24 protein-coding genes and 1 pseudogene are annotated in these 23,923 nt (G+C 54.6%); 11 read left to right on the plus strand and 14 right to left on the minus strand.

The window, feature by feature from the left end; genetic code table 11:
* The first annotated feature begins 207 nt into the window (after nucleotides 1-207).
* The 9 genes from FJU30_RS18175 to FJU30_RS18215 all read left to right on the plus strand — a co-directional run bounded on the left by FJU30_RS18175 (nucleotide 208) and on the right by FJU30_RS18215 (nucleotide 11,980).
* Nucleotides 208-2,055 carry a toxin-antitoxin system YwqK family antitoxin gene (locus tag FJU30_RS18175; RefSeq protein WP_191091642.1) on the plus strand — a complete coding sequence of 616 codons (1,848 nt, stop codon included), beginning with the start codon at nucleotides 208-210 and terminating at the stop codon, nucleotides 2,053-2,055.
* A 660-nt stretch (nucleotides 2,056-2,715) separates the two neighbouring features.
* Nucleotides 2,716-3,834, plus strand: coding sequence for an FUSC family protein (locus FJU30_RS18180; RefSeq protein ID WP_150436386.1), 1,119 nt, complete (start codon nucleotides 2,716-2,718; stop codon nucleotides 3,832-3,834).
* Nucleotides 3,835-4,149: 315 nt separating this feature from the next.
* Nucleotides 4,150-5,139 (plus strand): Fe2+-enterobactin ABC transporter substrate-binding protein, encoded by a 990-nt coding sequence (gene fepB, locus FJU30_RS18185; protein ID WP_395858572.1) that lies wholly within the window; start codon nucleotides 4,150-4,152, stop codon nucleotides 5,137-5,139.
* A gap of 269 nt (nucleotides 5,140-5,408) precedes the next feature.
* Nucleotides 5,409-6,452 (plus strand): Fe(3+)-siderophore ABC transporter permease, encoded by a 1,044-nt coding sequence (gene fepD, locus FJU30_RS18190; protein ID WP_150436388.1) that lies wholly within the window; start codon nucleotides 5,409-5,411, stop codon nucleotides 6,450-6,452.
* Nucleotides 6,453-6,464: 12 nt separating this feature from the next.
* Nucleotides 6,465-7,499: a FecCD family ABC transporter permease gene (locus tag FJU30_RS18195; protein WP_150436389.1), complete on the plus strand. Its 1,035-nt coding sequence runs from the start codon at nucleotides 6,465-6,467 to the stop codon at nucleotides 7,497-7,499.
* Between the two features lie 24 nt (nucleotides 7,500-7,523).
* A complete protein-coding gene (locus FJU30_RS18200) occupies nucleotides 7,524-8,336 on the plus strand; it encodes an ABC transporter ATP-binding protein (protein WP_150436390.1) in 813 nt (270 codons plus the stop codon).
* Between the two features lie 761 nt (nucleotides 8,337-9,097).
* Nucleotides 9,098-10,099 (plus strand): N-acetyltransferase DgcN, encoded by a 1,002-nt coding sequence (dgcN, locus tag FJU30_RS18205; RefSeq protein ID WP_150436391.1) that lies wholly within the window; start codon nucleotides 9,098-9,100, stop codon nucleotides 10,097-10,099.
* Nucleotides 10,096-11,076, plus strand: coding sequence for an N-acetyl-D-Glu racemase DgcA (dgcA, locus tag FJU30_RS18210; RefSeq protein WP_150436392.1), 981 nt, complete (start codon nucleotides 10,096-10,098; stop codon nucleotides 11,074-11,076). The genes dgcN and dgcA overlap by 4 nt, the downstream gene beginning before the upstream one ends.
* Nucleotides 11,077-11,119: 43 nt before the next feature.
* Entirely contained in the window at nucleotides 11,120-11,980 is an 861-nt protein-coding gene (locus tag FJU30_RS18215; RefSeq protein ID WP_150436393.1) for a D-amino-acid transaminase, read from the plus strand.
* 317 nt (nucleotides 11,981-12,297) lie between these two features.
* Here the strand turns inward: FJU30_RS18215 and FJU30_RS27480 are convergent, their stop codons facing one another.
* The 12 genes and pseudogenes from FJU30_RS27480 to FJU30_RS18270 form a co-directional block, all read right to left on the minus strand.
* Nucleotides 12,298-12,423 carry a hypothetical protein gene (locus FJU30_RS27480; RefSeq protein WP_263406736.1) on the minus strand — a complete coding sequence of 42 codons (126 nt, stop codon included), beginning with the start codon at nucleotides 12,421-12,423 and terminating at the stop codon, nucleotides 12,298-12,300.
* Nucleotides 12,424-12,520: 97 nt separating this feature from the next.
* Entirely contained in the window at nucleotides 12,521-12,805 is a 285-nt protein-coding gene (locus FJU30_RS27665; RefSeq protein WP_150436394.1) for an Imm58 family immunity protein, read from the minus strand.
* A gap of 147 nt (nucleotides 12,806-12,952) precedes the next feature.
* Nucleotides 12,953-13,618 carry an RHS repeat-associated core domain-containing protein gene (locus tag FJU30_RS27670; protein ID WP_150436395.1) on the minus strand — a complete coding sequence of 222 codons (666 nt, stop codon included), beginning with the start codon at nucleotides 13,616-13,618 and terminating at the stop codon, nucleotides 12,953-12,955.
* Between the two features lie 165 nt (nucleotides 13,619-13,783).
* Nucleotides 13,784-14,227, minus strand: coding sequence for a hypothetical protein (locus tag FJU30_RS18230; RefSeq protein ID WP_150436396.1), 444 nt, complete (start codon nucleotides 14,225-14,227; stop codon nucleotides 13,784-13,786).
* Between the two features lie 310 nt (nucleotides 14,228-14,537).
* Entirely contained in the window at nucleotides 14,538-14,975 is a 438-nt protein-coding gene (locus FJU30_RS18235) for a YbbD family protein (protein ID WP_150436397.1), read from the minus strand.
* Nucleotides 14,975-15,724: pseudogene (locus tag FJU30_RS18240) on the minus strand (RHS repeat-associated core domain-containing protein); the annotation flags it as partial. The pseudogene FJU30_RS18240 and the gene FJU30_RS18235, both read right to left, overlap by 1 nt.
* The gene (locus FJU30_RS18245) at nucleotides 15,720-16,679 is read right to left on the minus strand and encodes an RHS repeat domain-containing protein (RefSeq protein ID WP_150436399.1); all 960 of its coding nucleotides are present in this window, start codon (nucleotides 16,677-16,679) and stop codon (nucleotides 15,720-15,722) included. The pseudogene FJU30_RS18240 and the gene FJU30_RS18245, both read right to left, overlap by 5 nt.
* A 27-nt stretch (nucleotides 16,680-16,706) precedes the next feature.
* Nucleotides 16,707-16,880 (minus strand): hypothetical protein, encoded by a 174-nt coding sequence (locus FJU30_RS27725; protein WP_449500874.1) that lies wholly within the window; start codon nucleotides 16,878-16,880, stop codon nucleotides 16,707-16,709.
* 135 nt (nucleotides 16,881-17,015) lie between these two features.
* Nucleotides 17,016-17,294: a contractile injection system protein, VgrG/Pvc8 family gene (locus FJU30_RS18255; protein ID WP_150436401.1), complete on the minus strand. Its 279-nt coding sequence runs from the start codon at nucleotides 17,292-17,294 to the stop codon at nucleotides 17,016-17,018.
* 386 nt (nucleotides 17,295-17,680) lie between these two features.
* Nucleotides 17,681-18,217, minus strand: a complete 537-nt coding sequence (locus tag FJU30_RS18260; protein ID WP_223881634.1) for a GNAT family N-acetyltransferase — start codon at nucleotides 18,215-18,217, stop codon at nucleotides 17,681-17,683.
* 126 nt (nucleotides 18,218-18,343) lie between these two features.
* On the minus strand, nucleotides 18,344-18,856 hold the full coding sequence (locus FJU30_RS18265) for a hypothetical protein (protein WP_150436482.1): 513 nt from the start codon (nucleotides 18,854-18,856) through the stop codon (nucleotides 18,344-18,346).
* Nucleotides 18,857-19,028: 172 nt separating this feature from the next.
* A complete protein-coding gene (locus FJU30_RS18270) occupies nucleotides 19,029-20,003 on the minus strand; it encodes a LysR family transcriptional regulator (RefSeq protein WP_223881635.1) in 975 nt (324 codons plus the stop codon).
* 174 nt (nucleotides 20,004-20,177) lie between these two features.
* On the opposite strand from FJU30_RS18270, the gene FJU30_RS18275 reads away from it, so the two are divergent.
* On the plus strand, nucleotides 20,178-21,101 hold the full coding sequence (locus FJU30_RS18275) for a carbon-nitrogen hydrolase family protein (RefSeq protein WP_150436403.1): 924 nt from the start codon (nucleotides 20,178-20,180) through the stop codon (nucleotides 21,099-21,101).
* 12 nt (nucleotides 21,102-21,113) lie between these two features.
* Here FJU30_RS18275 and FJU30_RS18280 read toward each other — a convergent pair whose 3' ends face one another.
* Complete coding sequence (locus tag FJU30_RS18280) at nucleotides 21,114-22,031, minus strand: bestrophin family protein (protein WP_150436404.1); 918 nt, start codon at nucleotides 22,029-22,031, stop codon at nucleotides 21,114-21,116.
* Nucleotides 22,032-22,492: 461 nt separating this feature from the next.
* Nucleotides 22,493-22,933 carry a multidrug/biocide efflux PACE transporter gene (locus tag FJU30_RS18290; protein ID WP_150436405.1) on the minus strand — a complete coding sequence of 147 codons (441 nt, stop codon included), beginning with the start codon at nucleotides 22,931-22,933 and terminating at the stop codon, nucleotides 22,493-22,495.
* A gap of 88 nt (nucleotides 22,934-23,021) precedes the next feature.
* Between FJU30_RS18290 and FJU30_RS18295 the strand changes: the two genes are divergently transcribed.
* Nucleotides 23,022-23,888, plus strand: coding sequence for a LysR family transcriptional regulator (locus FJU30_RS18295; RefSeq protein ID WP_150436406.1), 867 nt, complete (start codon nucleotides 23,022-23,024; stop codon nucleotides 23,886-23,888).
* The last annotated feature ends 35 nt before the right edge of the window (nucleotides 23,889-23,923 follow it).

Consider the following 23,923-nt stretch of genomic DNA (forward strand, 5'->3'; position numbering starts at 1 on the left):
CACCTGCAACTTGAGATATGAAGGGTATATACTCGTCGCCTGATCGGGGCGCGGTGATACGCCCGTTGGTTAACTTAATATACCCTGATTAACTCAAGTCGCAGGACAAAACCTGCCGCCTGAACAGCGAGCCTGAAGTATGACGAGTATCGACCAGACATGACGATGGCGGCTATGGCGCAATACCACGTAAAGGGATCTGTTTTAATGCAAAATATAATCCGGGCAATCCTGCTCTGTACACTGCTCAATACCGCCTGGGCCGAAACCCGTAACCTGACGGAAGACTGGACCTTCGCCGAAACAGGCCAGCAGACGGAATATATACTGGACTGGCCGCTGAAGCAGACCAGCAAAGGCTGGGAATTCACCATCCGCTATCCCAATGGCTCGCCGGTCATACAGAGCACGCTCATCGATATCAAAGCCGACCCGCTGTTCACGCAAAAAAATTATACTGGCGAATATCGCACTTATTATTCGAACGGCAAGCTCTCTCGCCAGGGAACAAGGAATGCGAATGGTAATCCAACCGGCAGTGAAACCGAATATCGTGAAGACGGCACGCCCAAAAAAGTCATACGCTATCTGCCCAGCACGGCTTACGTTAATGAAAAAGAATACTATCCCAATGGCCAACTGGAATATGAGGGGATCGATTTTGACGGCGAGGGCTTCAATGAGTACAAGCATTACACCCGCGACGGCAAGCTGGAAAGAAAACAGTTCACCCGGGTCGAGAACGGCCTCAGCAAAGATATAATCGAAAATTATGATGACAACGGCAATATAAAATCCTGGACGGAAGAGTACGGCGACGCGCCTCATCTGGAAATTACCTACGATGCGCAAAAAAACGTGCTGAAAAAAACGGTTACGGGGTCAGATCGATATAAATCAGAACAGTTTTCCCCTCAGGGAGAACTGCTTGATCTTACTCAGTATGCGACCGGCAACGGGCGATTTGATAAAGACGGCGAACAGATACAGACAACAGACGACGGTGAAAAAACATACTCGTTTTACCGCAATGACCAGCAGGAAGGCGAGTACAAAAAGATAAAGGGCAATAAGGTTATTTATCACGGTTATTACCATAACGACAAACCGGTCGGAGAGTGGTTCACTCAGAACAGCCCGGAGGAAAACAGTCTGGAGTTTTACCGCTATGGGCCGAATGAAAAAATAGAAAAAATTTATAGCGTCGGGCTGGATTATATCCACTATGACGACCAGGGCATGCCCATCGCGACGCTACCGTTTAAAGCCGGTCCGCGTATTCTGCCGGCGCCCGGCGCGGTCTGGACATACAGCTCCGACGGCGAGTACACCGCCGATCTGCAATTGCTGTCGGTCAAAAAAAATACGGCGACCTACCGCTTATCCGATCAAAAAAACGGCGCGGAACAAGAGGTGACGGAGGTCATCGATAACTACAGCACGCAGGAACAACGGGCCGCGGGGAAAAGAGTTCTGAATTTCCCGCTGACGCCGGGCAAAGAGTGGCGGGACAGCTATCAAAAAACCGTATCGTTTACGCCGGAAAAGGGCGTGAAATGGCAATATGCCTGGCGGGCCCAGTCCAACACGCGCGTCGCGGGCGTGGATAAAATCACCGTGGCCGGCGGCACCTTTGATACGCTGGTGATAACGCGCAATACGAGCTGGCAGAAGAGCGACCCGCGGGTTGAAGGGCCGTCGTCATGGAAACCCAAATGCTATAGCCAGACCTGCTCAATTAAGGGTTATACCCGGGAAGTCATGTGGTATGCCCCCGCCATCGGGCGCGCGGTGTTAAAAGCCGTGGTGATGGGCGGCCAGCAGAATATTCTGGGTATTGACGCACGCAGCATGCTGAAAAGAAGCGACAGCATAATATCGGAACTGACCGACTACGCTCCGGCCCCTAAAGCCAACAGCGCGACGGAAGATATGGCGCCCGCTACATACTACGCCCGGACCCCAGCCTCAAGCCAGGCCTTCAGGAAAGGATTCCCTATGATGGCGAACGACAGCTGGGAATTTTTCATGGGCTATCACGTCGTGATGGAATAACCGAGAAGAGGCCGCAACCCACGCTGGCGCGCGACCGTCAACAAAAGGCGCAAAACGATCGGCGTGGACGGAACGGGCTCAGGCGGCTGGAGCGCATGGGGATCGCCATTTTTCCGATCCCTGTCTCCTGTATCCAGCCGGCGTGTCATTATTCGAACCGCTGCCGCACGGCCCTTCAGCAGGCTCTGGAAAAATCAAATCAAAACTTACAATTAGTTACACGCATAAAATAGAAGATGATATACATAAAGAATATTATCGCTGCTGAACAAATAACGAGCGACGCCGTTACCCTGTTATTCACCTGCAGGCGCTTTGACTCCGTTATCCGGCACATGCCGGAATGAGCCCGCTCGCCGCTGTCCGTGTCTTGTAATTTATTGGGTAAAATGAACATGACATATCATCGTTGCCCTAACTGCAGTAAACTGGTCACGCTTAAAAAATCCTCCTGCCCGCACTGCTCATCCGACTTAAGATATAAACGAACGGATTTTACAAAAGAATGCGTAAAATATATCGTATACACCTTTCTGGCACTCTCTCTTGTGATGATAAAAGATGACCATCAGTTATTCTCCATCGATACGTTAATTATTATCATTATCTCATTGACTTCTTTGGTTTTTATAGCTTTATTGCATTTTAAAGAACAACACCATGACGATAGAAAAGCAGATAGAAAATATACAATATAAGTATTATCGGATTTCGCATGCGGCAAGGCTGACACTGGCGTTTCTTTGTTCTCTGCTGATTTTCTCCAACTTCAACGCCATAGAGGATCTCTCCTGGATCTTCATCACCTTAGTGGTGATTATGGGACCGATGTCCTATAAGGGAAGCGTCTATCCCAGAGCGATCCAGCGTACTTTGGGAACGCTAATGGGTATTATTTTTGGTATCACTTCTTTTTATGCCGGGAAATTCAGCCCGTTTCTGGCCGTTTTCCCGATCGCCATGGGCATATTCACCTGCGGCTATCTGACGCTGAGCAAAATCCCTTACGCCGGTATTTTGATCGGCATTACAATGTCGGTGATCGTAACGGCATCGGAGGGCAATCTGGACATCGCTCTGTGGCGGATATCCGATGTATTTATCGGCTGCCTGATGGCGGTATTGTTTTCCAGCATTCTGCCGCATAAGGCGAGCATTCACTGGAATATTGAACTCTTCAAGCTGATATCCAATTTACATCTTCTATACGCCGCCAATCTGTCGCGCAATGTGTTCACTAAACTGGACCTGCGCCAGCTAAATGCAAAAAATAAAAGAATAGTCGCCAATATTATAAAATTATCCGTCCCCGCTCAGCAGGAAACAAAATTCATCAAAGGAACCTATGTCAGTATTCAGGAATGTATTCAGGATCTAACCTCCTATCTGGCATTAATTGAAATGGCATACTGGGAATGTGACGTCAGCCATAAAATAATTAACCAGTCCTCACTGTCTTCCAAAATAAACAACGCCATTCAGCATCGCTTTATCATGCTGGAATCCTTTATCCGCGATAACACCAAAGATATCGACGGCATTAAAAAATTCCACCATCGGGAATTCAAGAAAGAAGTCATGCTTGAGCTGAAAACCATCGCGCGCAGTCAGCCGGACGACGAAGCTCAGCAGGATCTGGCGATAGAAAATCAGATATATGGCTACTTCTACCTGGGCATGAAAATCATCGATCGCCTGGATACCCTGATTCAGCAGCTGTATACCATGAAGGACGTGCATGCCAACAAGCATTCCCGCTTCATTCCGCACCGGCGCTAAACGCCGGAGGACGGCGGCGCAAGAAGAGTATCGGACGAGCGATGGGCTCTGCCCGTCGCCGAAATAATTCGGGTTGCGAAACACAAGACGATCGGTCCAGACCACGCAATGCGCCGGCCCGAAAGATGCGACTCAGGGATGAGGCCGGTGAAGGACCGGGCAACCAACGCAACTGCAACTTGAAGTATGGCGGGTATATGAGAGACATTATCATATACTCTGCCGCGCTCTACAGCGCCCCCTTTTGCCCGTATCTGGAGGAATCTGACGGTTATGCAAACCCTCGCTCAGGCCGCTACGCCCCGTCTGTACGCCATGTTATTCAGCGCCGTGCTGCTGCTCGTCGCCGGCTGTGACAATCAACAGGCCGCAGCGCCGGCCTCGCCGCCCGCCGCCTCAACGGTACAGGACGGCTGGCCGCGCACCGTACAGACGCTGAAAGGGCCGCTGACGCTACAGCGCGCGCCGCAGCGCATCGTTTCCACCAGCGTGACGCTCAGCGGTACGCTGCTGGCGATCAACGCCCCGCTGATCGCATCCGGCGCCACCAACCCCAATATGCAGGTATCCGACGACCAGGGCTTTTTCATCCAGTGGAGCGAGCAAGCCAAAGCGCGCGGCGTAAAACCGTTGTACATCACCGAACCCAACGCGGAGTCCATCGCCGCCGCCGCCCCGGATCTGATCGTTATCGCCGCCACCGGCGGCGACTCGGCGCTAAAACTGTATGAACAGCTGTCCGCCATCGCGCCTGCGCTGGTTATCGACTATGGCGATAAGAGCTGGCAGCAACTGGCGCAGCAACTGGGCGCGGCCACCGGACACGAGACCGACGCGCAACAGGTTATCGCACGCTTTGAACAGCGGGTGCAGGCGGTGAAACAGGCCATCACCCTGCCGCCGCAGCCGGTTTCCGCGCTGGTGTATTATCAGGACGGGCGCGGCGCCAATATCTGGACGCCCGCCTCCGCCCAGGGGCAGTTGCTGGCCGAGCTGGGATTTCAGCTGGCGGCGCTGCCCGACCATATTCCCACCGAAACCAGCCAGGGCAAGCGCCGGGATATTTTACAGATTTCCGGCGAAAATATGGCGGACGGTCTGAACGGCCAGTCGCTGCTGCTGTTCTCCGCCGACGATCGCACGGTCGACAGCGTTATCGCCAACCCCTTTCTTAGCCACCTTGCGCCGGTGATGCAGCGCCGAATCTGGGCGATGGGGCCGGACACCTTCCGGCTGGACTACTACAGCGCCGGCAATATGTTGAATAACATCGAACGTTATTTCCGCCGGCCCGCCGCGAACTGACGTCCGGCCGGCGGAAAATCGCCCGGCTGACGGTTTATGTCAATGTATTCGCACAAAAACGCGTGCTACCATAGGCATTGGCAATAGGAATGATAATCATAACCACACCCGAAATAATTCTGTTTGCGCCATTGCCCTGCCGCTAATGGCGCTTGCTGAACAGGCGACCGGAGACACCGGCGCGCCTGCCGGCAATGCAGTGGAGCGAATCCGCCGCCAGACCGGCTAACCAGCCAGGGTAATCCATCATTGAGGAGTCGTTGTTGCGGATGTCACTTCATCCAGATCGGACGCAGGGGCGGGTCAGTACGCCGCCTTCAGCCAGCGCTCACCCTTACCGACATTTATCAGGAATCGCGCTCAGTCTGCTGCTGCTGGCTCTCGCCGTCGTCGCCAGCCTGATGCTGGGCGCCAAATCCATCGCGCCCCAGGTGGTATGGCATAGCCTGACCGGCCAGCTCCATAATGCCGACAGCACGATTATTCTGAATGCCCGCCTGCCGCGCACGCTGGCGGGCATTATTGTCGGTATCGCGCTGGGGGGCGCCGGAGCGGTTATTCAGGCATTGACCCGTAACCCGCTGGCCGATCCCGGCATCCTCGGAGTGAACGCCGGCGCCAGTTTCGCCATCGTGATCGGTATAACCTGTTTCGGTATCACCAGCATGGCGGCGTGGCTAAGCTGCGCGTGGCTCGGCGTGCTGGCGAGCAGCCTGATAGTCTGGATGATCGGCACTCTGAGCGGCGGGCGCATCAATCCGGTGCGTCTGACGCTGGCGGGCGTGGCGCTGAGCGCGGTGCTCACCGGCTTTACCACCTCGATTTCCCTGCTCAATCCGCAGGCGTTCGACCAGTTGCGTATTTGGGCCGCCGGGACGCTGGATATTCGTTCGCTGCGCAACATGGCGCTGGTAACGCCGACGATTCTGCTGGGCGCCGCACTGGCGCTTATTACCGCCCGCTCGCTGAACGCGCTGAGTATGGGGGAGGATATCGCCACCGCGCTGGGCACCCGCGTCGCGCTGATCCGCGCGCTGGCGGTCATCGCGATTATGCTGCTGTGCGGCTCGGCTACCGCGCTGGCCGGTCCGATCGGTTTTGTCGGGCTGATGATCCCGCATATTGCACGCTGGTGGGCCGGGCCGGATCAGCGCTGGATTCTGTTGTACTCTTTTCTGTTCGCTCCCGTGCTGTTGCTGTGCGCCGACGTTACCGGTCGCCTGCTGGCGGCCGGCGAGCTGCGGGTATCTATCGTTACCGCTTTTATCGGCGCGCCGGTCCTGATCTGGCTGGTGCGCCGACGCCAGGCCTGAGGAACAGCCGATATGTTAAGTAAAACACTGCAACTCAGTACGCCCGGCGGTTTACTCAGCGGCCGGTTCGCGGTTCGCGCGCTGTTGATTAACGGCGCGCTGCTGTTGCTCGGCCTGCTGTTGCTAACCGCGGCGATGGGGCTGGGCACCTTAGCGCTTTCGCCGTCCGATGTCTGGCGGGCGCTGGCCGGCCAGGGCGACGGCGGCACCATCACCGTCGTCACTCAGTGGCGCGCGCCGCGCGCCTGCATGGCGCTGCTGCTGGGCGCCGGTCTTGGCATCGCCGGCGCTATTTTTCAATCCATCATTCGCAACCCGCTGGGCAGCCCGGACGTGGTGGGCTTTAATACCGGCGCGTTCACCGGCGTACTGCTGGTCATTATGCTGTGGCAGGGCAACTATTATCAGATTGTCGGCGGCGCGGTGCTGGGCGGAATCGGCGCCGCCGCGCTGGTCTATCTGCTGGCATGGCGTAAAGGTATTTCCGGCTTCCGTCTGATTATCGTCGGGATCGCCATCAGCGCGGTGCTGTCGGCCTTCAATACCTGGCTGATTATCACCGGTTCGCTGGATGACGCCATGTCCGCCACGCTGTGGGGAACCGGAACACTGAACGGCATTACCTGGACCAAAGCGCAGCCCGCCCTGTGGCTTACCCCGCTGGCCGCGCTGGCGGTTCTGTTGCTGGCGAAGCGCCTGCAGTTGCTGGAAATGGGCGACGACATCGCCAGAGGGCTGGGCGTCAACGCCGAAGCCAGCCGCCTGTGGCTGATGCTGTCCGGTATTGTGCTGATCGCGCTGGTCACGGCAACCGCCGGCCCGATATCCTTCATCGCGCTGGCCGCCCCGCAGATCGCGCGCCGGATGACGCGCGCCAGCGCCACCCCGCTGTTTTCCGCCGCGCTGGCGGGCGCGATTTTACTGCTGGCGGCGGATATGATCGCCCAGCACGCCTTCAGTAAAGTGCAGCTGCCGGTCGGCGCCGTCACCGTCAGTATCGGCGGTATTTATCTGATCTGGCTGCTGATCCGCGAATCGCGCCGTTAACCGTTCTGGAGAGAATCAACCGAGATGACACCGCATCTGCACGCCGCCCACCTGAAGCTGGGATACGATGGCAAAATCATTGCTGAAGATCTGAATGTCACGATTCCAGCCGGTCAGTTCAGCGTGATCATCGGCCCCAACGCCTGCGGCAAATCCACGCTGCTGCGCGCACTGTGCCGGCTGTTGAAACCTCTGGCAGGCGAAGTGCTGCTGGAGGGAAAAAATATCCATCAGATCCCGACCAAAACGCTGGCGCGCCGCATCGGCCTGCTGCCGCAGCACGCCATCGTGCCGGACAACATTACCGTAGCCGATCTGGTCGCGCGCGGCCGCTACCCGCACCAGAGCCTGCTGCGCCAGTGGAGCCCGGCGGATCAGGACGCAGTGGAAGGCGCCATGCAGGCTACCAACGTCAGCACGCTGGCCGAACGTAGCGTGGATGAACTGTCCGGCGGACAGCGGCAGCGGGTATGGATCGCGATGGTGCTGGCCCAGCAGACGCCGTTGCTGCTGCTGGATGAACCCACCACCTGGCTGGATATCGCCCATCAGATCGATCTGCTCGATCTGTTTCGTGAGCTGAATCAACAGCACGGCCGAACCCTGGTGGCAGTCCTGCACGATCTAAACCAGGCCTGTCGCTATGCCGACCATCTGATCGTGATGCAGAGCGGGCGCGTGATGGCGCAGGGCAAACCCGCGCAGATCGTCGACGCCGATCTAATCCAACGGGTATTTGGCATGTCCTGCATCATTATCGACGATCCGGTTTCCCACACGCCGCTGATTGTGCCGCGCGGCCGCTATCATACCGGCGACGCGGCCGGGCAAGCCTGAGCGACGCGCCCCGCCTTCAGCCGCATACCCCGCCGCGCCATCGACGGCGCAGCGGCGGATGAATCCGCCGATTATGCGCCGGATCGAATAGCTTCGCATAATAGCGCTACATTTTCCTCTGCAGGTTGAGTGACAACGACAGGATGGTTAAAGCCTACTTCACTGTTTTTAATGATTATTTAAATTAGCTTATCATCAGCTACGCGTTGTAGCGCGCTCAAAAGTGAAACATCACTGCGCGCAGCGATTTAACGTCAGGCATTATTTTTATTTATAGCGAACGGTATATTTATTAATTATTCTTTTAAGATCATTCGCGCCATCAGCCATATTATTTATCGCGTAATAAGCGGCTTTAATTAACAATTTAAAAACAAAATCACGCAATGCATTATTTTGGGGCCCCATGACAACACGACGCCCCAACATAGAGCGTACGCAACAAGCGGTATTAAAAATAAAATACATAAAAATCAATAATATAAAATATTTATCATTCAGAACGCCTGACTATAATTTATAAAAAACCACGACATTCACCAATAAAAACGACAAACAGCATTTAATATCACAAAAAAAACAAAAAAATGAATTTAATTCTACATAATTGGCAAATATGCAGCCAGTATCACTTAGTTTATCGGGTTATTGACAATGATATAACTACGTTTATTATCAATCGTACAGATCTGTTCCCGCTCAATAATTTATATTGCTGACGTTTATTAATGTCTTATGCCTGAATCTTATGAGGATGAATAATGGATATCAAGAAACCCTATTTATTATTCCTGGGTGACGCGCACGATCAGTTAGCCGCCAAAGTGGCTATCGGGATTAAACAATGGCACCCGGAATATTGCGTTGGTCAGTACCGTATGGAGGGTTGTCATGCCGACTGCCAGCTGCCGGATCTGGATATCAGCGCCGCACGCGCCGCCGGCGCGCAAACATTAGTCATCGGCGTCGCCAATCGGGGCGGGATCATTTCCGAACAGTGGATCGCCGTACTGCGTCAGGCGCTGGAAAGCGGCATGGATCTGGCCGCCGGCCTGCACAACCGTCTGGCCGACGTACCGGAACTGCGCGAACTGGCGGCGAAGCTGGGCCGTTCCCTGTTCGACGTACGCCACCCCTCGCAGACCTACCCGGTCGCCAGCGGCCGCAAACGCAGCGGCAAACGCCTGCTGCCGGTCGGCACCGACTGCTCGTGCGGTAAAATGTACACCGCGCTGGCCATCGAAAAAGAGATTCTGGCCCGCGGCGGTAAAGCGACCTTTCGCGCTACCGGTCAGACCGGCATTCTGATTAGCGGCGCCGGCGTCAGCATTGACGCCGTAGTGTCGGATTTCATCGCCGGCGCGGTCGAAACCATCGCGCCCGCCAACGATGCCGACCACTGGGACGTGATCGAAGGCCAGGGCTCGCTGTTTCATCCCTCATTCGCCGGCGTAACCACCGGGATTATCCACGGCGCGCAGCCCGATGCGCTGGTGCTGTGCCACGAGCCGACGCGTAAAACCATGCGCGGCGTCGACTACCCAATCCCCGATCTGGCCGCCTGCATGGCGCTCAACCTGTCGATGGCGCAGCTGACCAATCCCAGCGCGCGCTTTGTCGGGATTTCGGTCAATACCGCGGCGCTCAGCGAAGCGGAAGCGCTGCAGGTGATGGCGGATATCGAACAGAAATTCGGCCTGCCGACGGTGGATCCCTTCCGCCAGGGCGTAGGCCGCATCGTCGATCGGCTGGCCGCCCTATGATCGAGATGCAAGTGACTCAGGAAAGCTGGCCGCTGCAGGGCACCTTCACCATTTCACGCGGCAGTAAAACCAAAGCCGACGTGGTGGTGGTGGCGCTACGCGCCGGCGACGCCATCGGCTACGGAGAATGTGTTCCTTATGCGCGCTACGGCGAGTCGATCGATAGCGTAATGGCGCAGATCAACGCGCTGAATGACGATATTCGCAACGGTCTGGACCGTGAACAGCTGCAAATCCGGCTGGCGGCCGGCGCGGCTCGCAATGCCATCGACTGCGCCTTCTGGGATTTAGAATGCAAGCAACAGAAACAGCGTATCTGGCAGCGTCTGCAGTTGTCCGAGCCGGTCTGTCTGCAAACAGCCTACACGCTGTCGCTGGATACGCCGGAGCGGATGCGTCAGGCGGCGCTGCAGCAGGCAGGCCGGCCACTGCTCAAGCTCAAGCTGGCGGATAAGGACGACCTGGCCCGGGTAACGGCGGTGCGCGAGGGCGCGCCGGCGGCGCGTCTCATCGTCGACGCCAACGAAGGATGGGACGCCGACCTCTATTTGAAGCTGGTGCCGGAACTGGCCGCGCTGGGCGTCAGCATGATCGAGCAACCGCTGCCGGCCGGTCAGGACGGCGTCCTCGCCGAACTGCCGCACCCGATCCCGATCTGCGCCGACGAATCGTGCCACGATGCGCACTCGCTGGCCGCCATCGCCGGGCGTTACGATATGATAAACATCAAGCTGGATAAAACCGGCGGACTGACCGAGGCGCTGCGCCTGCGCGCCTGCGCTCACCAGCAGGGTCTGCAGATCATGGTCGGCTGCATGGTCGGCACCTCGCTATCGATGGCGCCGGCGATTATGGTGGCGCAGGGGGCGCAGGTTGTCGATCTGGACGGGCCGCTGCTGCTGCAGCGCGATCGTGACCACGGGCTGAGTTACCGCGGCAGCGAATTATCGCCGCCGGACGCAGCGCTGTGGGGATAAAGTGGGTTAAGCTGCATCGACTGACTATTGAAGGAGTGTTGTGATGCAACGTATTGTGTATGTTGACGGCCACTTTGTGGAAGAACAGGCGGCCAAAGTTTCGATCTTTGATCGCGGTTTTCTGTTCGCCGACGCGGTGTATGAAGTCACCGCGGTGGTCAATAGTAAGCTGGCGGAATTCGACGGTCATATGACGCGCCTGCAGCGCTCCTGCCGGGAGCTTTCGCTTACGCTGCCGGTCTCTCTCGACGAGCTGAAAGCGATTCATTACGCGCTGATCGAAAAAAATAACCTGAACGAAGGCGCGATCTATCTGCAGCTGAGCCGCGGCAACGCGGGCGACCGCGACTTCCACTTCCCGTCCGCCGACGTGAAGCCGACGCTGGTGCTGTTTACCCAGGCGCGCGCCGTGCTTGACAACCCGCAGGCCAAAACCGGCCTGAAGGTGGTGACCTGCCCGGATATTCGCTGGCACCGCCGCGACATCAAAACGGTCAGCCTGCTGGCCGCCAGTCTGGCCAAAGAGTTCGCCCACGCGCAGCACGCCGACGACGCCTTCCTGGTGGAAAACGGCTTTATCACCGAAGGCAGCTCCTGCAACTGCTATATCGTGCTGCACGACAACACCGTGGTGACCCGCCCGCTGAGCAACGATATTCTGCACGGCATCACCCGCCAGTCGCTGCTGAAGCTGGCGGCGCAGCACAATATCCAGCTGGAAGAGCGCCCGTTCACGCCGGAGGAGGCCCGTCACGCCCGCGAAATTTTCATTAGTTCGGCCACTACCTTCGTGATGCCGGTGGTTTCGCTGGACGGCAAAACCATCGGCGACGGCACGCCCGGTCCGATAGCCCGCCGTCTGCGCGAGATCTATATCGACATGGTGAAGGAACAGGTTAAGTAAAAAAACGGCGGCGCCATGGATGGCGCGCTTCGGAATATAGAGCATGTTTGCGATATATTCATTATCATCGCTATGTTTACTTCTCCCAAATAGCCCACCCGCACCTTAGCGGTAATAGCTGAGGTGGGATTTAATACCGGAACAAGCACCACGATGAACATCCGGAAGGTATTTTGGACCTATAGCCAAAATAATTCGGGTTGCAGGAAGGCGGCGACACGGCGAATCCCCCGTTTGAATCATGACCCAAACGCGCTATTTTTAACCCAGCATGATAACCAGCGATGAACGGGGCGTTAAATCAGCATATTAAACTGTCAGTAGCTAATGTGGCTAATGTGGCTAATGTGGCTAATGTGGCTAATGTGGCTAATGTGGCTAATGTGGCTAATGTGGCTAATGTGGCTAATGTGGCTAATGTGGCTAATATTTTCACTCGCCACTCGATTGTGACACGCTTTAATAAAATATCCACTTACCCTGACTGAAAACACATCTTAGTCATCAGTCAAATCACTTAACATCGACTAACACATTATATTAAAATATCAACTCTGTATTCCCAAGGTACAATACGTTATCTTTAATTAACGAATAACTGTCTAATTTATTTTTTCTTATTCGCTGTAAAACGAAATTTTTATCTTTCCCTTTAAGTTCATCCTTAATTATTATTTTAGTTATTGATAGATCGTTATTACAATCATCAAACGATTTTTTCGAATAACTCAGACTAACTGAACGATCTATCCAGTTGTACAAAAAAAGCACATTAAATGAGACGCTAACTATTGCAAAAATAAAAACTATGTATTTACACCTCATAATTCATTCTCCTGCCTTAAATTAATTCTCCGAAAAACTACGGCAATGATTTGGTGAAAGTGTATTCCAGCTATATTTTTCTCTGCTTTGATTATTGGCTATCTCATTAATATAATTATATACCTTTCTCTCGACTATTTTATTACTTCAGGTTAATTCTACACGAGTATTTTTCCCAGACCTTTTCGATAAAGCCATTTTGAGACTTTCATGTGACTCATTATCAGGATTACCATTTTTATCCAAAACCAAACCAGGCATACTTATACTCCTGATATTACCGTCAGCTGCAGGTAACTTAATGCCTACAATCCCCTTCAGATCGGGTTCATAACGTCCATATTCATAGTACTTTGTTGATCCATGCTTATCATAACCGATAATACCCCCATGACCACCGAGCCAGATACTGGTAAGTCCTGCCATATATTCAATGGGATAATCCGGGTACAAAACCTTACAGGCATCTAATCCTAAAGGATCTATATTACTCACAGGATTCAACGGATACGCATAAAAATTCCATCCCCCAGCCAACCCTATCGGATCCTGTGTAACATACCGCCCTGTTCCAGGATCATAATACCGATACCGATTATAAAACAGGCCGCTTTCTTCATCATAATGTTGTCCCTGCATTCTGATCGGTTGATCCACGTCCAGGGGATTATCCCCATCAAGGGTATTTCCCCTCGGCTCCAGCTGTATGCGCCACGCCGTATGTCCGGCGTCATCAATCAACGCCTGCGGCGTCCCCAGATGGTCGCAGTGGTAAAGATAAATCCGGCATTTGACCGGAGGTTGCGGATCAATGAATCAATTGCCCGCGTTTATCATAACCGTATCGGTAGCTCAGCGGATGTTGGGGACAATCGCCATTCTTGCACGCCATACCGTCCCGATATCTGTATCCGTCAGCGCCAGTCCGTGGCGGTTGCTGCTTTATATTAAAAATTATAATTAAGATAATTTTATTTGTTATCTTTCATTCCTAAGTAAAAATTGACGATTGACGGTCTGTTTACTCCCAATAATTTCCAGAGAAAAAGATGACGCGCCAAAATTAATATGACTATCATGATTGTTTGTATCTATATTCCACAAAAAATAATCATCTTCAATTGGAGAATATATTCTCTTCTTTGTGATTTTATTAATATAAACCCCTGATGCATCGCCAGAAAAATGACTGTTGTTGGTGTCCCCCCAATTAATCGATAATTTTAAATCAGTCACATCGTGAAATTTCAGCAATGCTTTGTAAATAACAAAAAATATTTCACCCCTTTCTGTTTTAATCCATTTCTCTATATAGTCAATATCCAGTGCTATATCTGAAGAAAACTCCCCGACATCGGAGTAAAACACGACACCATGAATTAAATTATCATGAAAAGAATCTTCATTAAAATCATGTTCCATTATTGCCCCCAATCTAATTTATCAAGGTAAACCACACCCACCAAAAACATGTTTCTGAGGATAACACTTACATGTTTTGGGGTTCTGATTATTAACATCATAATGCCAATGCACAGGACTACCTGTTAAAACTATACAACCGTGAGCACCATCTGCTAACCCTCGGCCCTCATGTTTTTCTGTATGCACTTTTTAACCCTATAGAATCCTGAGTGATATAGCATTCTATCTTATAGTACAGTTCAAACTTATCATCATGGTCTAATCCGGCATTTGTAATTCGTGTTTAGAATAAAGAATAATAGTAAACTTAACAAAAAACATTATATTGCTCATCATTTACACTTATCAAATAATACTGCCCCTTTCTATTTGTAGCTCCCAGTAAAAAATGCTTATAGTTTTTTTCGTTAAAGAGATTATAGTTGGAACTAATACATAAAACAGATGTAATATTTCCATCCTGTCTTCTTATGAAATTAACACCATCAGATGATGCCATTCTTTCTCCTGTCCCATTTAACTTTATCCCTTCGTTTTCAGGCAGGGAAAAATAAACGCTGACGGAGTTCAGGTCTAAATTTGACATGAACTTTATATCACTTGCGTTTTTTGGGAAAAAATCTGGCAACCAACTTTTTATACTATCATTTTCCAAAGTTTCAGAATAGGAGCTGTAAGTTTTTGTGGTATTATCGCACCCAGACAATGAAGTTATTATAAACAACAAAAACAACCATTTTTTCATTATAGATACCCCTTATTTTTTAATATTTCTTTGGTTTTATAATGTTGCGGGTTAATGTATTTAATGCAACGGTCAGCACAATTCGTATCGGCAGGACAGGTTAAACCATATTCATTAGCTTTAAGATCTTTAATGTTATCCTCAATCATTTCTTCATGTGAACGCTTTCTTTTATCTCCATATAACCCTATTCGCCCCAAAATATAATCTCTGAATTCTTTCACCGCCCCCATATTACGGGCGGCACTATCACTTGCCCATTTAGATTTTGATACACGACAAAATGCAGTACAATGAAAAAAATTATCCGTTCCGGATAAATTACGAGACGTCATACTTTTTTCAATGTGATACAAAATGAAGAAAGCTGCAGCATCACTTCCAGGAATAAATTCTTTAGGAAATAACCCCAGCGGATCCACATCAGTGACCGGACTGAGTGGGTAAGTATATGGGTTTAATCCCCCAGCCAACCCTATCGGATCCTGTGTCACATACCGCCCTGTTTCAGGATCATAGTACCGATACCGATTATAAAACAGGCCGCTTTCTTCATCATAATGTTGTCCCTGCATTCTGATCGGTTGAGCCACGTCCAGGGGATTATCCTCATCAAGGGTATTTCCCCTCGGATCCAGCTGTATGCGCCACGCCGTATGTCCGGCGTCATCAATCAACGCCTGCGGCGTCCCCAGATGGTCGCAGTGGTAAAGATGAATCCGGCATTTGACCGGAGGTTGCGGATCAATGAATCAATTGCCCGCGTTTATCATAACCGTATCGGTAGCTCAGCGGATGTTGGGGACTATCATCAATCTGTAACGACTGCAGCCGCCCGGCAGCGCTATGGTGACGATTTAGCACATGTTGCCCGAAACGGCACTCCGTCTCGCGATGAAGGTCATCACGTTCAAACGCCACTAAGTTTTGCCCGCCCAGAGCCAGCCCTAACAGATGACCGCTGCCGTAGGTTTGCCAGCGTAGCGGCGGCAGACCATCAGGGATGCTTACTGTTCGCCCCCCCAGAACATCGTACTCATGATTCACCTCATGCCGCCATAGCCGCACGCCATCTGGCGTACTTACGGTTTGCTGTTCGGCGATAACCTGACCGACGGCATTATATTGATAGTGAATACTTACATTATTCCCCTGATTGAGGTGTTCCGCGCCGCTCAACCGCCCCATAACATCATAGCGCCAGGCGGTACTGTACTGCGCTCCGGAGGCTGAAGATTCTGGATTTAGCGAGCATGTATTCTGAGCGTCATAGTTCTGCCAGACCTGCCGGACAAGTTGGTCGGCTTCATCGTCATGCCAGTCCGTCACCCTGCCGGCATCTTCGCTTTGTATCAGCAGTCCGACAGGATTATAGCGATAGCGACGAATTCGACCGTCAAAACCCGTCTCCAGAGTCAGTCGGTTCATCAGATCATAGCTAAACTGGGTTTCCGCGCCGTTTTCGTTGACCAGCCGAATTAATCTGCCGGCCGGGTCGTACCCGAAGCACCGGGTAAGTCCGCCCTGCAGATGAGCGACCGGCTCACCACGCGGAGAATATTGAAATTGTTCGTCGTTGCCGTCGGGATAAACGATAGCGATTAAATCTCCCGCTTCGTTATAGCGGTAACGCGTAATATCGCCTTCGGCATTTTCGCTTTCACTTAACCGCCCCCGCTCATCATAGCGATTGACCGTATACACCCCGGTTTCATGCTCCGTGAGGGTTGTTTATCCCCAGCGATTGTAATGATAGCGGGTTTGTTTACCCGAGCAGTCGGTATAGCATGCGGGCTGACCGAACACTGACCAGGTTACGTGCTTCTCACCGCCAGCCGGGTCGGTAATAACATCCGGCCGTTCCCCCTGTTCATCCGGATAGTGATAGCGAGTCGTGCGCATCATCGGATCAATGAGCGTCGTCAGCCGTCCCAATTGATCAAAAATCTGTTCGGTCCGGGAATCATCCGGCGCTATGGTCTGGATAATCTGCCCCTGCTGGTTGGTTATAGCTGAACCGGGTTTTCCTGCCGTCCGGCATTAGTGAACCACAACGGTATAGCGCACACCGCTTAGCTGCTGGCTGCGGATATCGACCGTAGTAATTTTACCGCTCAGATGACGCTCGCTCAGGCTTCCCGGCAGGGGAATCGTCACGGTCATCGGCTTGCCGAGCAGGACGGTTTTATTCAAACGGGGCTGGGTGCTTAACAACTCGACGTCGAAGATAAAGGGCTCAGATAACGCCTCGCGGCCAGAAAGTGACCAGAACAACAGTTCGCCGGGCAGTGGCGTCGCCACAGTGATGCGATTAAGCATAGGTGCATCCTTAGCACAGAGGGCGGCAGCACCCTTTCATCCATGATGAAAAATCAATAGTTAACGCACTATCATTATCAACGTCAAGTCTGGTTATCATTTGCCAACCGAAAAGCGATTTCTACTCGCCATACTTCAAATTTGCAGATGCGTTGACTGCCCCCAATTATTCGGTCTATCCAGAAGCGCCCCCTGCTGGCGTTGCTGGCTTTCAAATCTGCTCCCGGCGGATTTGAAAGCCAGATCACCGGGCTGAGCAGACTCATCGGGATTAATGCGGTTGCTTACAAAGTCGCCGGTAAATCCGGGATACCCAGGCTTAGCGCAGAAGCAGAGAAGTCAAGGCGCTCGCCGGCGCGGCGCATGAATGAACAAAGCGCATTCCGTCATTCAGACAATTCGTGCGCCATCACCGTCATGCCGATATCGACTTTATCGGTTCGGTAAGGAATCTGTCCCAGCGGTTGAAATCCCTGACGGGCATAAAAACGCTGGGCGTCGAGGTTGCTGTTCAGCACGTCCAGCCAGATAAGCGTTTTCCGACGCGCCGTTGCCGCCTGCATGATCTCCCGCATCAGCCGCTCACCGCAGCCACGGCCGGTCGCCGCCGGCAGGAAATAAATCTTTTGCAGCTCCGCCCCCCGTCGCGTGGATAGCGGCAGCGGTTTATCCCAATTGACCCGGGCGAAACCAATAGCGGCGCCGCGTTCATCTTCGGCCAGGAACCAGGCGCTGCCAGAGTCGGGCTGCAGCGAAGAAGTCAGCGATTCGGCGGCGAAATCCTGCGCCAGAAACCGTCTGATGCCCTGCTCGCTCCACAATGCGGCAAAGTGCTGGTAATAGGTTTCGTGGCCCAGATGCTGGAGGGTGGGCAGATCCCCGGCCCCAGCGAAACGAATATGGCACTGTGCAGACGGCTTCACCTGACAATTGTCCTCAATATAATTAATCGGTTGGCCGCTATTGTACACCATCGACCGGCGCAGAGAACCTCGCCCGGCCCCGGCCCCGGCCCCGGCCCCGGCAGCGCAACGCGAGAGGCGGTCACGCTACAGGATACCAATATCGGCAAAGCGCAGATGGTGCATGAATTCGCGCAGGATCAACAAGCGGGCGGCGAATTCTCGTTCCGGCGGGATCCCTTCCCAGTGCGCCGGCCGCCCCCCCATCACCGCCGCCAGACGATCGAAGGTGCGTTCCACCGTGTCCAGCGTCATTAACGGCTCCGGCTGTTCGCTCACGCCGGCGATCAGCGCCAACTGACGCAGATCGCTATCGTCGCTGAACAAACCGGAAGCAGAGGCGATCATTGGTTCAATCCGAATAACTTCATCCTCCACCACCATGATGGCCACCTCCATTTCGTCCGCGGTTGGCGGTTGATGCCTAAACCAGTCGCGCGACGTTTTATGGGATCCGATACTCAGCCACTGCGTCGGCCCCGGCTGTTCGCCGCTGCCGGAAAGCACAAGGGTTTTCTCCTCGCCGATGTGGAGCAGGGTCAGCGGCGTCGCTTCCCCTTCCGCGCGTTGACGCAGACGGCTATATTGCTGATGCAGCATCAGCTCTCGCTGACGATCGTCGGCGCTGACGCCGGACAGTGCCGGTTGTTTTTTCATAACCTGTCCTGTGGATTAAGCTGACTGACCATACATCGTTTTATACCCCCGATGTATTAAGTTGCAAGCGCGCCGGCCCCGCTCGTGTATACGCCGTCCCGCCCGGCCCTGCCGGTCAATCCTGACCGTCGCGATCGGACAACGCGCCGATTTCCGCCCATTCGGTCGCCAGCGCCGGTTGAACAAACGCCTCGCTCACCGCCTCCAGCACCAGAGTCAGCGCCGCGTCGCGCATTCGGTGTGTACGCCAGCCCAACTCAATCGGATAAGCGGGCAACGCCAGTGGACAAGGCAGCAGGCAGAGCCCGGTCAAACTTGCGATAGCCTGCGCCGCATGCGCCGGCAGAGTGGCGACCGATTCGGATCCGCACAGCAGCCAGGGCAGGCCGGCAAAATGGGTGGTCGAAGCGCAGACCTGTCGCTGCATCCCCTGTGCGGCCAGCGCCTGGTCGACAATGCCGATCACTCCGCCCGAAGAGACCAGAATATGGCCGCGCGCGACGAATTCCGCCAGCGTCAGTCGGCCATTGCGCGCCGGCGCCGTCTGCGCATCGACCAGGCAGGCGTAGCGTCCCGCGCCTATCGTGCGGTGACTCAGTCCTGCCGGCGAAAAACCGCCGGAGGCGATCGCCAGATCGATCTCGCGCTTCAGCAACGCATCGGCCACAATATGGCTGTGCGTCTGACGAAAGATCAGGCGCAGGCCCGGCGCGGTCTGCGCCACCCGCCGCATCAGCCAGCGGGCGATCGCCAGTTCAAAGTCGTCGGACAGGCCGACGGCAATCGACCGGCCGCGATAATCCTGATGCGCCGGCATGGCCAGCGCCAGCGACTGGCGGCAGCGATCGAGCGCTTCCGAAATCACCGGCTTCAGTTCGTCCGCCCGGGTGCTCGGCGCCAGCCCGCGACCGGTACGCATGAACAGCGCATCCTGATAGATCTCACGCAGACGGCGCAGGGCGGCGCTGACTGCAGACTGGGTCAAGCCGAGCCGTAGCGCCGCACGGCCGGCGCCGCCTTCCTCGTACAGCGCCTCAAACACTTTCAGCAGATTAAGGTCGATGGATTGTAGATCGGTCTGGTTCATCATCGCTCGCAAAGAGGGCCGGCAATCGCCGCCGGGCAGTGAAGAGTGAAATGGCGACGCAGCCGGGTCGCGATATGAATAGAATTCATATCAGAATGTAGTGTAAACCGACTTGCCCCGCCCCGCCACTCTGCGACACTGCGTTTATTGTTCCGCATCCGTATAAGGTGAATACCTATGGCTAAATCGATCGTCGCCGCTCTGCAGATCGGCGCCTCCCCCTCCGGCAAAGCCGAAACGCTGAAAAACATCCTGCAGTACCGCCAGGCGATTCAGGACGCCGGCGCCTCGCTGGTGGTCATGCCCGAAGCGCTGCTCGGCGGCTACCCGAAAGGCGAAATCTTCGGCACTTACCTGGGCTACCGGCTGCCGGAAGGACGGGAAGCCTTCGCCCGTTACTACCACAACGCCATTGATGTGCCGGGAGCGGAAACCGACGCGCTGGCCGAGCTGTCGCGTGCGAGCGGCGCCAGCCTGGTCATCGGCGTGATCGAACGCGACGGCAGCACGCTCTACTGCTCGGCGCTGTTCTTCACGCCCGAAGCGGGCCTGACGGCGAAACACCGTAAACTGATGCCGACCGGCAGCGAACGTCTGATTTGGGGCCAGGGCGACGGCTCCACGCTGCCGGTGGTGACGACCGGCGCCGGCCGCGCCGCCACCGCTATCTGCTGGGAAAACCACATGCCGCTGCTGCGCATGGCGATGTACGCGCAGGGCGTGGATATCTGGTGCGCGCCAACGGTGGATGAGCGCGATATCTGGCAGTGCTCCATGCGCCATATCGCACATGAAGGGCGCTGTTTTGTCATCAGCGCCTGTCAGGTGCAGCCCTCGCCGCAAGCGTTAGGTCTGGATGTCGCGGGCTGGGACGCCGATCGGCCGCTGATCCGCGGCGGCAGTATGATTATCGGCCCGCTGGGCGACATTCTGGCCGGCCCGCTGGTCAACGAGACCGGCCTGGTGTGCGCCGGCATCGATACCGATACGTTGACGCAGGCGCGCTATGATTTCGACGTGGTCGGCCATTACGCCAGGCCGGATGTCTTTTCGCTCAGCGTGGATACCCGCGCCCGGCAAACGGTAAAGTTTATCCGCTGAGTTCGTCGGCGCTTAATCCAGCCGAAAATGGCGGTTCGGCTGGTGGCGCGGCGGCAGATTACGCTCACCCAGCATCGACAGCAGATTAATCTGGATATCGTTGCACAGCGAATTCAGCGGTAAGTCGTTGGCGGCGGTGCCGAACGGCTCTTCAAGCTCCTCGGCCAGCGCATCCAGTGAAATAAAGGTATAGGAAATAAACACCGACACCAGAATCGTCATGTAGTGCAGGTCGGGCACCAGCGCCAGCGGCAGCAGCGTACAAAACAGATAGACGGTGCGATGCACGATCAGGCTGTAAGCGAATGGCACCGGCGTGCTGGCTATGCGTTCGCAGCCGCCCTGAATCGAGGCCAGGCGCGACAGAGTCTGATCCATCGACTGAAACAAAATATCGGAAACGTCGCCTCGCTGGCGATAGCGCTCCAGCCACTTGCCCATCAGAAACAGAATTTGGTTACAGGGAAAGGGGTCACGCCTCAGCGATTCCCACAAATCGGCCGGCAGCAGCGCGCCGATGTCCGACGACGGCGCGTTTTTGCGTAGTTGATCTTTTAGCAGCAGCGGAAAAGCGATTTGCAGATTCACAAACGGCCTCAGTTCCTCATCCGAGGCCTGAGTATAGGTTTTTACCTGACGCAGCAACGTACGTTGCTGGATCATCAAATTGCCCCACAACAGGCGCGCCTCGTTAAAGCGAGCATAGCTCACGCTATTGCGAAAACCGAGGAATATCGCAATCGCGATGCCCAGCAGACTGAAAGGCGCCAGGGTGAGTTTAATGCCGAGCGTTTCATACCAGTCAAGGCAGATTAGCGCCACGCAGGACATCGCCACATTCAAAAACAGGCGGTTCTTAATTTTGGATAATACGGAACCATGCCAGTCAAACAAACGAAAAAACCAGTGCTGGTGAGGACGAATGATCATGGAAAAAATGACATGTTGCAGAAAAGAATAAAAGCATAGCACCGTTCTTAACAATTGACACGGAGCGGAAACAGAGAGAGACATTTTTTATTGCCGGCGCGCTTGCCGCCTGCCCATCCCGATGATAGCGGCGCGGCACAGCCCCGTCTGCAGATTGGTATGCTGCCGAACAAGCCGGGATCACGTTTGCTTTATAGCTCATCGCGCCGCGCATTCATTATCGCCCGGCACTGCGTCCGGCAACCGTCCAGCGCCTCAACCAGCAGGCGATAACGCTGGAGTTTATGCTGGCAGGCCGGCCAAACCGCGACATCGGGATGAATGACGCGCCTGGCAAGCCGCAGATGACGCAGTCACCGCCCAGGCCCCCATCACGGAATCATCCTGTAGTCCGGCGAACAGCGCGGTGGACACCTCATCAAACAGTGCGCCCGCTACCGGCGTGCCGGCGCACAGCCCGATCAGCGCGAGCGCGCCGGCGTGGGCCGGACGAAAAACATCGAACGCAAGCGGTCGTACAGCCAGTTATAAGCCATGGTGTACGGCAGGAAAAACAGGAAAAAACCGATCTCCAGCATAAAAGCCTGCGGCAGCGTAATGCCCAGCCACCAGGCCACCAGCGGCAAGCCGATCAGAATAAAACCGCCCTCAAAACCCAACGCGTGGCCAATACGCACCCACAGCCGGCGCGCGACTCTGTCGGCGGGCCACAGACGATCGAACAGCATGTTATAGACAATGTTCCAGATCATCGCGATCGTCGATAACAGCAACGACAGCAGACCCATCTCCAGTACGTCGCGCTGCAGCAATAGCGCGCTGATCGGCGCGGCGATCGCGATCGCCAGCACTTCAAAACCGGTCGCATGCAGCAAACGCTCGGCGAAAGATTTTTGTTTCATAACGGCTCCGTCATAATCAATAACCGCGCCATTTTCATCGCTCTTCATGATAGAATCAAAGCAGACTCCATCGATAAAAGCGATAGATATGCGATACTCTCCCGAATCTCTGCTGGCCTTTGTCACGGCGGTTAACTGTGGTTCTTTTTCCGCCGCGGCGCGCCGACTGCGCAAGAGCCAGTCTACTATCAGCGCGGCCATTGCCGGTCTGGAGACCGATTTGGGGCTACAGCTGTTCGATCGCAGCGGTCATCAGCCGACGCTGACGCCCGCCGGCGGTAAAGTACTGGTTTACGTTCAGTCCATCCTGCACGCCAGTGAACAGCTGGATGAGCTGGCGGTGCGATTGTGCGCCGCCACCGAACCGCGGCTGACCTTCGTGCTGTCCGATACCTGGCAGACCGTGCATTACGAATCGATTTTGCAGCGCTTCGCCCGGCAATTTCCGGCTATCGAATTCGAATGCCTGCTGGCCGAGGATGCCGACGTTATTGACTTACTGCAGTCGCAGCGGGCGCACGTAGGCGTGCTGCGCCGTCAGCCGCGTTATCCCGCCGATATTCGCGCCGAACGCCTGCAGGTGCAGACGGAGATGGCGATTTTCGCCGCCCGCGACCACCCGCTGGCGAAGGCGGGCGCGCTTAGCGAACATCGGCTGGCGACAGAGCGTCAGCTCTATCTGAACACCTATAACAGCCAGGCGAAGCCGCCGGCGCAGGGTATAGTCTGGTCGGCCCCGTCCTATCTGATGCTGCTGGAGATGGCGGAACAGGGTTTTGGCTGGAGTATTCTGCCGCGCTGGCTGGTGGAACAGTTTGGCCACCGGAAGTTGACGGAACTGAGTGTGCCCGGCTGGCCGCGGCTGATTGATGTCGATGTAGCCTGGTCTAAACCGCATCCGCCCGGTCCCGCCGGCCGCTGGCTCATTGATAATCTGTTGGCGCAGTCGGAATAATCCGCCGCGGCGGGGAACTATTCCGGCCTCGCTTT

The sequence above is a fragment of the Affinibrenneria salicis genome (assembly GCF_008710095.1).

Excerpts from the sequence above, each read along its gene's own strand:
- FJU30_RS18270 (WP_223881635.1), bottom strand. The coding sequence starts at position 20,003 with ATGATGAACCAGACCGATCTACAATCCATCGACCTTAATCTGCTGAAA.
- FJU30_RS18295 (WP_150436406.1), top strand. The coding sequence starts at position 23,022 with ATGCGATACTCTCCCGAATCTCTGCTGGCCTTTGTCACGGCGGTTAAC.
- FJU30_RS18200 (WP_150436390.1), top strand. The coding sequence starts at position 7,524 with ATGACACCGCATCTGCACGCCGCCCACCTGAAGCTGGGATACGATGGC.
- FJU30_RS27665 (WP_150436394.1), bottom strand. The coding sequence starts at position 12,805 with ATGAGGTGTAAATACATAGTTTTTATTTTTGCAATAGTTAGCGTCTCA.
- FJU30_RS27725 (WP_449500874.1), bottom strand. The coding sequence starts at position 16,880 with ATGATGCGCACGACTCGCTATCACTATCCGGATGAACAGGGGGAACGG.
- FJU30_RS18275 (WP_150436403.1), top strand. The coding sequence starts at position 20,178 with ATGGCTAAATCGATCGTCGCCGCTCTGCAGATCGGCGCCTCCCCCTCC.
- FJU30_RS18175 (WP_191091642.1), top strand. The coding sequence starts at position 208 with ATGCAAAATATAATCCGGGCAATCCTGCTCTGTACACTGCTCAATACC.
- FJU30_RS18180 (WP_150436386.1), top strand. The coding sequence starts at position 2,716 with ATGACGATAGAAAAGCAGATAGAAAATATACAATATAAGTATTATCGG.
- FJU30_RS18230 (WP_150436396.1), bottom strand. The coding sequence starts at position 14,227 with ATGGAACATGATTTTAATGAAGATTCTTTTCATGATAATTTAATTCAT.
- fepB (WP_395858572.1), top strand. The coding sequence starts at position 4,150 with ATGTTATTCAGCGCCGTGCTGCTGCTCGTCGCCGGCTGTGACAATCAA.
- dgcA (WP_150436392.1), top strand. The coding sequence starts at position 10,096 with ATGATCGAGATGCAAGTGACTCAGGAAAGCTGGCCGCTGCAGGGCACC.
- FJU30_RS18215 (WP_150436393.1), top strand. The coding sequence starts at position 11,120 with ATGCAACGTATTGTGTATGTTGACGGCCACTTTGTGGAAGAACAGGCG.
- FJU30_RS18280 (WP_150436404.1), bottom strand. The coding sequence starts at position 22,031 with ATGATCATTCGTCCTCACCAGCACTGGTTTTTTCGTTTGTTTGACTGG.
- fepD (WP_150436388.1), top strand. The coding sequence starts at position 5,409 with ATGTCACTTCATCCAGATCGGACGCAGGGGCGGGTCAGTACGCCGCCT.
- FJU30_RS18290 (WP_150436405.1), bottom strand. The coding sequence starts at position 22,933 with ATGAAACAAAAATCTTTCGCCGAGCGTTTGCTGCATGCGACCGGTTTT.
- FJU30_RS18255 (WP_150436401.1), bottom strand. The coding sequence starts at position 17,294 with ATGCTTAATCGCATCACTGTGGCGACGCCACTGCCCGGCGAACTGTTG.
- FJU30_RS18195 (WP_150436389.1), top strand. The coding sequence starts at position 6,465 with ATGTTAAGTAAAACACTGCAACTCAGTACGCCCGGCGGTTTACTCAGC.
- FJU30_RS18265 (WP_150436482.1), bottom strand. The coding sequence starts at position 18,856 with ATGCTGCATCAGCAATATAGCCGTCTGCGTCAACGCGCGGAAGGGGAA.
- FJU30_RS18235 (WP_150436397.1), bottom strand. The coding sequence starts at position 14,975 with ATGAAAAAATGGTTGTTTTTGTTGTTTATAATAACTTCATTGTCTGGG.
- dgcN (WP_150436391.1), top strand. The coding sequence starts at position 9,098 with ATGGATATCAAGAAACCCTATTTATTATTCCTGGGTGACGCGCACGAT.